Consider the following 10,173-nt stretch of genomic DNA (forward strand, 5'->3'; position numbering starts at 1 on the left):
TCCGTCGTCTCGTCGTGCGCTACGAGCGTCGCGCCGACATCCACCTTGCCTTCGCCACCCTCGCCGCAGCTCTCGTCTGCCTTAGCCAAATCAAGCGGTTCTGTTAGATGCTTTAAGTAGTCCCCAGCCTTCAGTCTCTCTGCACGTGCGCGGATGCCAGGGCGTGTTGCCAGAAACCGAACTTCGGTGGTCGCCGCGGCGGCATATAGGACACACCAACCGCAGCCTGCCAGACTTTAGCCGCGCCCTAATTAAGGAACCTCGCGTTTCCCTGAATCAGGTGAGGGCACATGTACGTTTTCATGCCTGCAGGCCGCTTCGCGGCACGCCGCTCGTCCTGGCAGCTTATGCCGCCGCGCTAGCGGCCGCGCCCGGCGAGGCTCAACACCCACCGCCCGGCCGGGCGGTGGAGGGTTAGGGGCGGTAGCGCCAACAACCGGCCCGTGAGCGCGTGCAGGACCTTGCGAAAGAACAGGGCATGGCGGAACGCCCCGCCCAGCGGCACCGGGAGTTGTAGACCCTGCACGAGGTGAATGTACTATCGGAGGGAGCCTGCCTACCACTCAGCGCTTCAGAGCGGGGGAGCCCCAGCCAAGGCCATCCAGAGGCGCCGTCTTTCGCTTGCTTCGCCTTGGTTCGTTCGTTGGGGTGGTCGGGCCGCACTGGCCCCCGGCGGAACTGGCAACCCAGTCTCCGTGCCCGGGCGAGAACAGGGCGATGGTCGCGACTTGTGATCCCGCTCATGGTCTGAGCCTCGCCTCTGACCGCTCTTCCGCTTCTGAAGCCAGGATGGGCGCACCGGGCGTGACGATAGCAGGTCGGATCCAGCGGCCGAGCAGCGCGATCGCACCCAGCGCGAGGACAAGGCCTAATGCGGTTGCTGCGATCACCAGTGCGGGCAGAGTGGCATAATCGCCGCGCTCCACCGGGAATGCTGCGTTCAGACCTCGCGAGATCACGTTGCCCGCCTGCAGAGCGAGGTTCATCAGCGAGGCCACCAGCGCGAACCAGGTCGCCTGCCGGCCAGGTGGGGCGTGCACCGCGATCAGCGTCAGCATGGGAATCATGCCGAGCTGTGCGAGAGGCGCGGAAAGCACGGTATCTGCCAAACCGATGGTGCGCGCGCCGAAGCCGAATTGGACCGCCGTCCACTCGTGCAGGCCGAACAGCATGCCGATCGTCGGCAGCGACAGCACGGCGCCCAGCACCGCAAGCCAGCCCAGCACGCGCCCAAGCGGCGCGCGCACGATCCGCCCGCCGAGGACGAGCGAGCCCGCGATCGCAAGCCCGGTTCCGATCTGCGCGAGGACACCGAAGAAGCCCTGGTCGTAGCCCAGCACGTCCATCTGCCACCATTGCAGGGCAGGACCCGGTGGCGGGGCGGCGCGGAATGCAAAGATCACCGTCGCCGCGGCCGCCATCGCCACCTGTGTCCGCGCCGGCACGCCCGCCATCGTCCGCCGGAGGAGCCAGCCGATGACGCCGAGCGACACTGCCAGCCCGATCTCCGGCGCGAAGGGCGGATCGAGGATGCCCAGCGCAAGCAGCACCGCGGCAAAGGCTGCCCCGCCGCCAAGGATGCGTGGGTCTGGGCGTTCTCGCACCGTTGCGTGCGGCGCCGCGCCGTCCTCGCGTAGGAGAAGCGCCGCGAACACCGACAGCATCGGCGCCATGGCGCCAAGGAGAAAGACCGTCGCGACCGGCATGCGCTGCGCCGCCAGGCCGCCGAGCCCTGCCACCGCGAAGGCTCCGCCCATCAACGCGACGCGGCCGAGCACCTGCACGTCCCCCAGTTCGGCCTGCACCACGGCCGGCTCGCGCGGCGTGCCGTCCGGCGCGGTGCGGTCCACCACCTCCGTCGTCAGCGCATCGGCCACGCAATCCTGCACGACAAGGCCAAGCACCGCGAGCAACGAGGCGGCGACATAGACAGCCTCGGTCGCGAAGGGACCGGTCATCCGCGCCGCTGCCGCGGCCAGAGCCAGGTAGGCAGCGGCCTGGGCCGTGGCACCGAACAGGATGTAGGCGCGCCGGCGGGAGCCGAGGATCGGCACCGTGTCCACCAGGTGCCCAAAGACCATCTTCAGGGTCCAGGGCACGGTCATCCAGGCCGCGAGCGCCAGCAGCGCCTGCGGGGAAAGGCCAAGGCTCTCGCGCACCCAGAAGGTTTCCGCGATCGCAGCAAAGCCGCTGGCACCCGCGGCGGCGTAGATCATCAGCGGGGGCAGGGTTCGCCGGTTCAGCCGTCGCAAAGGTTTCAGCAAGCCTGTCCTCCTGAGTGGCGGGTGGTCCTCTTTTATCGCCCTGCCTGGTTCCGGTCTCCGCGCATTGGCGAGAATGCGGCCGCGCAGACGGCGTCTAGGGCGATGCAGGACCAGGGCCCGACGCTCGACCCTCACGCCGGATTGCCGCCATCACGTCCTGGGCGGTCTCCCGCACCGCGATGTCCGTGTTGAAGCGGAGGCCGACCATGACGATGGCCGCGCGTGCCCCGGCGGCGTGCCGTTCGTTGGACTCCCGAACAAGGACGATCCTGTCGAGCGCCAAGTAGACACGGCCATGGTTCAGATCGGTCAAGGTGACCAGGCGCTGGCCGGCATTCCGGAGGCGCCCGGCAAGTGCCTCAGCTGGCTCGATGGTCCGCTGCTGCACCCAGGCTGCGGTGTCGATCGTTGTGTGGTTCTCGACCCGTCCCACCCGCACGACCTGCGACGTGGCAAGGTGTACCGGGGCGCGGCCTTCGGCAGGAGTGATCTCGATGAACCCGCTCGGCGACGCATTGTTTGATGAGTCTGGTTGGTTCTGGGCCTCCGCAACCTGCCACAGTGCGGACGGAAACAACGCGACGGACACAGCCAAACCCGTGATGAGAAGCCAATGGGCAGCCAGGGGGAGGGAATTGTCGGCCACGGTTGTGCCTCTCTGGTTAAAGTCTGCCGGCTCCGGGCCGCGTGGTGGCCATCGCAACAGCGACAGGAGTACCTCTGGTATTGCCGGATCCTACACCGGCAGCCAGCGCGAGCCGAACGACTTCCGGCATGCTGTACACACCAAGCTTCGTCATCACATTGCCGCGGTATGTCTCAACGGTACGCGGACTGATCCCTAGGTCGCGGGCAATCATTTTGTTTTGTCGCCCTGCGACCATGCCTTCCAAGACCTCCATCTCCCGACCCGTCAATGTCGCGACCCGGGCCGCCGCATTCATGGCCTCCGCGGACGCGGCGTGGGCTTCGCTGGCGCTTTCGAGGGCCGCGGAAACGGCCCGCACGATCGCCTCGCCGCTGAACGGCTTCTCCAGGAAGTCAAAGGCACCGCTCTTCACAGCCTGGACGGCGAGCGGCACGTCGCCATGTGCCGTGATAATCACGACCGGATGCGGGAGCCGGCGGTGCACAATCTCGCGCTGCACAGCCATCCCGTCGCGCCCAGGCATGCGAAGGTCGAGCACGACACATCCGAAGGGCAGCCCTTTGGACGCCGCGTCCAGGAAAGCGTCGCCGCTCTCGAAGACGCTGGTCGCAAACCCCTCGGTGCGGAGCAACAGCGATACTGACCGCCGCACCGCAGCCTCGTCGTCCACCACATAGGCGGTCCGTGATTCATTTCGCATGCAGCGCTTCCCCTTCCTTTGCTTCATTCGCTTGGCACATGGGTAGCGTGAACCAGAAGGTGCTGCCCTCGCCGGGCTCCGACGACCAGGAAAGAAGCCCGCCATGCTCCTCGACGATGGTCCGCGAGATCGACAAGCCAATCCCCATGCCCTCTCGCCGGGTGGTCGCGAAGGGAGTGAAGAGCGTGGCGGCAACTTCGTCGCTGATTCCAAGCCCTGTATCCGCGATCCTGACGACCACGGCATCCGGTGGTGCGAGTTCCGTGCTGACGGAGAGGACGCGCGTTGCAGCGCCGGCCATCGCCGCGACCGCATTGCGGGTGAGATTGACCACGGCCTGCTGGATCTGCACCGCATCGGCCTGGACGGGCGGCAGGCCAGGAGCCAGGGAGAGGTTCAGGCTGACTCCCTGCTTGACCGAACCGGCGAGAGCAAGGGCGACCGCCTCGCGCACGACGTGATTGAGACCCACCGCCGCGCGGTCCTGGCCCGACGCCGAAAGAAAATCCCGGAGCCGGCGCACAACGCGCCCGGCGAACACGGCCTGGTCAGCGGCCTCCTGCATCGCCTCGCGGGCCTCACCCAGTTCCATCTCGCCTTGCTGCGCTTGGTCGAGCAGCCGGAGCGCGGCTTCGGCGAAGGAGGACGCTGCGGTGAGGGGCTGGCTGACCTCGTGGGCTAAAGCCGCGGCTACCGCGCCCATCTCGTTGAGCCGCGCGACGTGACGAAGATCCGCCTGCGCCTCCCGTAGCCGGTGCTCGGCCTCTCGCAGCGCCGTCACGTCGGTGCAAGCCTCCACGACCGCAAGCGCCTTACCGCCGTCGTCGCGGTGCAGCGCCCAGTGGCTCGCGACCACGATCGGAGCGCCATCTCGACGGCGATAGGACAGCTCGCCCTGCCACTCGCCCTGGGCCAGCAGCTCCTCCTCAATGGCCGCCGGCGAGGTCGGAAATTCCGTACGAAGGACCTCATGGCTGCTGCGCCCGGCCACCTCCGAGCGGCTCCAACCCGTTAACCGCTCCATGCCGGATGTCCAGACCATGATGCGGCCGTCAGGCGCCCGCACGATGATCTGCGCGAAGTCCAGCGTGGCGAGTAGCTGGTCCTGCGTACGGACGTGCTTTCGTGTCTCCGCGCGGGCCGCCTTGAAGGCCTGTGCAAGCGCGTTGCACTCCTGCACCCTTGTCACCGGGAGAGGCGTATCGTTTCCGTTCATGACCGCCGTGCTGAGCATCGAGAGGGGCTGGGAGATGCGCTGCGCGAAGGTGGTCGCCAGGAGGATCGCTAGCCCCGCGACCGAGAGGGAAAGCACGCTTCCGATCAGCAGTGAGCGACGGAGGGGTGCAGCGAACACCGTTTCCGGCAGGAACACCCAGGCGGTCCAGCCGGCGACCTCCACGGGCGTGGAGGCCAGGACGATGGGCAGCCCGTCCGCATCGATGCCCTGCCGCCACTCAGTGGCATCCGCCCGCGGCCGAACATGCATCGGACGCGTGCCAACGTGGCGTGCTGCGTCGCGGCTGCGCGCCAGGATTGTTCCATCCCGGGCGGTGATCGTCGCGGTCATGCCGGCGGGCACATCCTCAGGGGCAAGGAGCTTGCCCAGCGCCGACAGCGGAACATGAAGGCTGAGGAGCCAGCCACGCGCCAATCCGGCGTCCGGCACCGGGACGGTGACCGCGAAGACCGGGCCAGTCCCGGCGCCCGTGGTCAGGTAGCCAGAAACCCGCATCCTTCCGCTGGCGCGCGCCTGCTCCGCGGCGGTGACGTCCTCTTCGACGGATAACAGGTTTTCTGAATCGACCAGCACGCGGCCGTAAGCGTCGCGGACCACGACTTCCGCCTCGGCCCCGCGGGGGAGCTGCTGGACTCTCGCGCGGAATGCATCGAAATCGCCAGCGAGGAGGTGATCAGATGTCGCGAGCACATCTGCCATCGCTCCGAGCGCCACGAGCCCGCGATCGAGCGCCCTGGCAATTCGCGTAGCGCTGTTCCGTGCCACCTCCTCGTGACGCGAGCGCTGGTCCGTCACCACTTCGACGAGCAGGACGGCCATGAGCGCGAGGAGCGGCAACAGCATTCCGGCGCAGAGCAGGCCAAGATGCCAGGCAATGGAGCGGGCACGAGGTCGATCAACAGGAGCGATCCAGGGTCCATCTGCGCTAGACGGCTTGGTCGTCACTCGCAAGCACTCCTGCAGCATGTCATCCACGGGGACGCGACCAACCCTTCACAACGCCGTAAGCTAGAAGCGGTTTCTGCGGCCAACTCCGTAGCGCTTCGGAGTTCAGCCGAGGAAGAGGAAGACCACCTCGCCCTGGTAGGTCGGGATGCAGAACGCGATCCAGCGCTCATCCGCACCCGGCGTGCCCGCAGGGCTAGGAGGAAGCAAATGACTCGTCGCCACACGAACAATTGCCTGAAAGAAGTGACAGTTCCTGCCGAGCTTTCCGCTCGGCCCTTGTTGCTCGCCGGTGCCGCCATGCTTGCCATGGGTGTACTGACGACGGCTTCTGCCCAGCAGCCAGCTGGCGGTCAGCCGGCCCAGCCCACTCAAGCCCAGAGCCAGACGCAGCCTGGTGGCGCTGGTAGTGCCGCGGGCTCGGGGGCTCAGATCACGGTGCAGCAGCCTGCGCCACAGATCACCGTCCAGCAACCTGCTCCGCAGGTTACGGTGCAGCAGCCTGCTCCGCAGGTGACGGTGCGTCAGCCTGAACCACAGGTCACGGTGCAGCAGCCGCGACCCGAGGTGAATGTCCAGCAGGCGCAGCCCCAGGTGACGGTGCAGCAGCCGGGCCAGCCGCAGGTCACGGTGCAGCAGCCAAGCCAGCCACAGGCCAATGCTCCGCGACCCGGCGCACAGACCTCTCCAGCCGCTCAAACGACCGGCGTCGACCTGCAAAGCGTGCAAGGTCTCGTGGGCAAGAACGTCTATGGGACCAACGGCCGCGAAGCCGGAGAGGTCCGCAACCTACTGATCGACAGGTCAGGCCGCGTGCGGGCCGTGGTGGTCGAATGGGGCGGCTTCCTCGGGCTTGGCGAGCGTCAGGCGCTGGTGCCGGTCGAGCGCATCCGGCTCGGCGCGAACCAGAACGACCGTGCGCAGCTCAACATGACCCGCGAGGAGCTGGAGGCCCTGCCTCGCTACGACAGTGACCGGGTTGCCGAGTACGGGCGCGAGCGTGGCTGGGGCGAGGGGCTGCGGCTGTATCGTTGAGCGAAGGCAGAAAATGGCGGCAGCGCGCCCGGCGCTGCTGCCACCCCGAGCGGAAGAACGGAAGGAAACAGACCATGAAGAAGGAAATTATCACCGCGCTGCTTGGCGCCGCCTTGGTCAGCCCGGCGATTGCGCAATCTTCTGGCGGCAGCCAGCCCGGCTCGACGCAGGCCCAGCCTGGGCAGTCGCAATCCAGCCAGGACACTTACCGTCGCGCGAGCCCGCAGGGTGCGCCGGCCGTCCCGGCGAACGACGTCGAGTACAGTCGCTCGATGGAGCGGCTGTTCCAGGCGGCACAACGCCTCCGGGAGGCCGTGCAGGCCATGGCGCAGCAACCGCCCGGTGAGCAGCGCAACCGCGCCATGGAGATGGCCCGCGAGGCATTGCTTGAAACCCAGTCGGCCATGGTGCAGGCCTCGGCCATGAACCAGTCCGCCTCCAGCGGTCAGAGCAGCACTGGGCAATCCCAGACGCCTCAGGGTTCCCAGGCGCAGGGTCAGCAGCAACGGCTTCGTCAGCAGCTGCAGCAGGCCGGCTTCCAGGACGTGCAGATCCTGGACGCGACCTACCTGGTGCAGGCGCGCGCGCCGGATGGGCATACCGTCATGATGCTGGTCAATCCACCTATGGCGCCCACGAGGAACTCAAGCGGACAAGGGCAGCCCGGATCGAGCGCAAGCGGCCCGGCCACTCAGCCCGGCGGCGGTTCGTCCGGCGGCACGCGTTAGCGGCCACGATCCCTTGTTCCCTTTTGAGAGAATGGAGACAATTCCGATGAAACGTAACCTTCTCGTCGCTGCGGCCCTGTCCGCAGTTGTGATCGCTCCGGCTTCCTTCGCACAGTCAGGTAGCCAATCGGGTTCCGCGCAGGCGCAGCCCGGATCCTCGCAGTCGGACCAGGATGCCTGGCGCCGCGCGAACCCGCAGGGGGCTCCGGCGGTCCCGGCGAACGACGTGGAATACAGTCGCGCGATGGAGCGTTTGTTCCAGGCATCCCAACGTCTTCGGGAGGCCGTGCAGGCCATGGCACAGCAGCCTGCTGGAGAGCAGCGCAATCGGGCGATGGAAGCGGCCCGCCAAGCGCTTCTCGAAACCCAGTCCGCGATGACCCAGGCGTCAGCGCTCAATTCCTCTGGCTCGGGTGCGCAGGGCGGCTCCGGTTCGTCTTCGTCTTCCTCGAGGGCAGGCTCCTCGCCGGGAGGTTCCTCCAGTTCGGCCTCCACTACCTCTCCCTCCGGGGGTTCCTCAGGGAGCAGCGGCGGATCTGGCTCTAGCCAGAGCGGCTCGAGCAGCGGCACTTCCAGCCCGACCCGTTAAGACCCCGGTGGACGGAGGACAACGATCCTCCGTCCATCTCCTTCGCGTCTGGAGGCTAGCGGCTGAAGGCTTCTCTCGATCACCTCGGTCGTCTCACAGGCCTTCTTGAGCAAAGGAAAGACATCCAATGGATACCCTCAAGCAAGCACGCTCGGCACGGATGAGGCGGCGGACGTTTGTGCTGACTTCCGGAATGATGGTCCTAGGCGCGTGGCAAGCATCAGCACAAATGGCGCAACAGCCGCCTCCAGGCCATGTGGCGTCCCATCCTCTGACGCAGGTCGAACTCACGATCAATGTCCTGAATGATAACGTGCGATGCGACCCCCAGAGAATGCGGTTGCCTTCTGGCCAGAACGTCTCCCTTCGCCTGATCAACAATTCCAACCGGCCCACCCTGTTCGTGGCGCCAGAGTTCTTCCGGTCCTCGGAAGCGGTCATGACTGATAGCGCCACCTACAACGCGGAGGCAGGAGGCTTTCTCGTGCAGGCAGGCAGCACGGTGCCCGTCCGTCTCAAATCGCCACCAGCCGGAGAGTTTTCGTACGCCTGTCAGGGAATGGGCGGCCTCTCCACGGTCCGTGCGTCGGGGTTCATCGTTGTGGTTGACCGATAGCAACGCGCTTCCGGACCAGGCGGCCTCCGCGCTGCGTGCGAAGGCTGAGGATTTGGCATCCGGCGGGCTGCACAAAGACCACCGCCTCGCACACTTGCCGCCTGAAACTGGCCGACTGAAAGGGCATTACCACGCGGCGTCGCTCACAGGTCTGCGCGGAATGCCGAGGTCCGCCGCAGGGATGTTCCAGCTTCATCGAGACCGCCCTCCGCCCGTCCCGCGTGGTGCCAACAAGTACTCTGTACAGAAAGGAGGATCGATCATGGCGGTGACCTATAAGAGCCTTTGTGCCAGCCTTCTTGCGTGCGGCCTGGTGACCATTGCCGCCCCTGCGAAGCCTGCCTTCTCGCAGCCGTCCTCCGCCCCTCAGGTGGCGGTGCACAACTTTGCGGACCTGGTCGAGCGTGTGGCGCCTGCGGTGGTGCGGGTGACGGTGGTGGGCCGGGCGCAGGTGGCGGAAAGCGAGGTGCCGCCCGAGATGCGCGGCTCGCCGCTCGAGGAGTTCTTCCGCCGCTTTGGCGGTGGCGGCGGCAACAGCGGCCGCGGGTCGGGCGGGCAGCAGCCCCGCCGCGCCATGGGCCAGGGTTCGGGCTTCATCATCGACGCCAGCGGCTTTGTCGTGACCAACAACCACGTCATCGGCAGCGCCGAGCGCGTCACGGTCGAACTCGCCGATGGGCGCGAACTGCCCGCCCGTGTCGTCGGCAGCGACCCGCAGACCGACATCGCCCTGTTGCGCGTCGAGGCGGGCGCCTCCCTGCCCACCGTCCCCTGGGGCGACAGCAACGCGCTTCGCGTGGGCGATCCGGTGCTTGCGATGGGCAATCCCTTCGGCCTGGGCGGCACGGCCACCTCGGGCATCGTGTCCGCCCGCGGCCGGCAGATCGGCGCCGGGCCCTATGACGACTTCATCCAGACGGATGCCTCCATCAACCCCGGCAACTCAGGGGGACCGCTCTTCAACACCCGCGACGAGGTGGTGGGCGTGAACACCGCGATCTTCTCGCCCTCGGGCGGCAACATCGGCATCGGCTTCGCCGTCCCCTCGCAGTTGGCCCGGCGTGTGATCGAGGACCTGCGCGACGACGGCAAGGTCGAGCGCGGCTGGCTCGGCGTGTCGCTGCAGCCGCTGGACCGCGAGCTGGCCCAGGCGCTGGGCGTCGAGGAGGGAGGCGCGCTGCTTGCCGCCGTCGAGCCGGGCTCGCCCGCCGACCGCGCCGGGCTGAAGGCGGGCGACGTGGTGACGCGGGCGGGCGACCGTCCGGTGCGCAGCCCGCGCGACCTGTCAGGTGCTGTGGCCGCCGCACGGCCGGGGGCGAACCTCGCGCTGACGATCAACCGCGACGGGCAGCGGCGCGAGCAACAGGTCAGCCTGGGTGCGCCGCCTGACCGGCGCGAGGTCGCCGCCCG

9 protein-coding genes and 1 pseudogene are annotated in these 10,173 nt (G+C 67.5%); 5 read left to right on the forward strand and 5 right to left on the reverse strand.

Annotation, left to right across the window (positions count from 1 at the left end; all coding sequences use genetic code 11):
• Nucleotides 1–107 (forward strand): annotated as a pseudogene (locus OF850_RS23105) (IS5/IS1182 family transposase); the annotation flags it as partial.
• Nucleotides 108–740: 633 nt separating this feature from the next.
• Here OF850_RS23105 and OF850_RS23110 read toward each other — a convergent pair.
• The 5 genes from OF850_RS23110 to OF850_RS23130 form a co-directional block, all read right to left on the reverse strand.
• Nucleotides 741–2,264, reverse strand: coding sequence for an MFS transporter (locus OF850_RS23110; RefSeq protein WP_301592744.1), 1,524 nt, complete (start codon nt 2,262–2,264; stop codon nt 741–743).
• A gap of 94 nt (nt 2,265–2,358) precedes the next feature.
• Nucleotides 2,359–2,910 carry a hypothetical protein gene (locus tag OF850_RS23115; RefSeq protein WP_301592745.1) on the reverse strand — a complete coding sequence of 184 codons (552 nt, stop codon included), beginning with the start codon at nt 2,908–2,910 and terminating at the stop codon, nt 2,359–2,361.
• A 16-nt stretch (nt 2,911–2,926) separates the two neighbouring features.
• On the reverse strand, nt 2,927–3,613 hold the full coding sequence (locus OF850_RS23120; protein ID WP_301592746.1) for a response regulator transcription factor: 687 nt from the start codon (nt 3,611–3,613) through the stop codon (nt 2,927–2,929).
• Nucleotides 3,603–5,795 carry a sensor histidine kinase gene (locus OF850_RS23855; RefSeq protein WP_301592748.1) on the reverse strand — a complete coding sequence of 731 codons (2,193 nt, stop codon included), beginning with the start codon at nt 5,793–5,795 and terminating at the stop codon, nt 3,603–3,605. Before OF850_RS23855 ends, OF850_RS23120 begins: the two co-directional genes overlap by 11 nt.
• A gap of 105 nt (nt 5,796–5,900) precedes the next feature.
• A complete protein-coding gene (locus OF850_RS23130; protein WP_301592750.1) occupies nt 5,901–6,515 on the reverse strand; it encodes a hypothetical protein in 615 nt (204 codons plus the stop codon).
• Nucleotides 6,516–6,518: 3 nt separating this feature from the next.
• Here OF850_RS23130 and OF850_RS23135 point away from each other — a divergent pair, with 3 nt between their 5' ends.
• From OF850_RS23135 to OF850_RS23150, 4 genes are all read left to right on the forward strand, one after another.
• Nucleotides 6,519–6,830, forward strand: a complete 312-nt coding sequence (locus tag OF850_RS23135; protein ID WP_301592751.1) for a PRC-barrel domain-containing protein — start codon at nt 6,519–6,521, stop codon at nt 6,828–6,830.
• Nucleotides 6,831–6,904: 74 nt separating this feature from the next.
• On the forward strand, nt 6,905–7,558 hold the full coding sequence (locus OF850_RS23140) for a hypothetical protein (protein WP_301592753.1): 654 nt from the start codon (nt 6,905–6,907) through the stop codon (nt 7,556–7,558).
• A 716-nt stretch (nt 7,559–8,274) separates the two neighbouring features.
• Nucleotides 8,275–8,763 (forward strand): cupredoxin domain-containing protein, encoded by a 489-nt coding sequence (locus tag OF850_RS23145; protein ID WP_301592755.1) that lies wholly within the window; start codon nt 8,275–8,277, stop codon nt 8,761–8,763.
• A gap of 262 nt (nt 8,764–9,025) precedes the next feature.
• On the forward strand, nt 9,026–10,173 hold a 1,148-nt coding region (locus OF850_RS23150; protein WP_301592756.1), incomplete at its 3' end, for a Do family serine endopeptidase.

The organism is Sabulicella glaciei (genome assembly GCF_026183895.1).
In the GTDB taxonomy this organism is placed as follows: Bacteria; Pseudomonadota; Alphaproteobacteria; order Acetobacterales; family Acetobacteraceae; genus Roseococcus; species Roseococcus glaciei.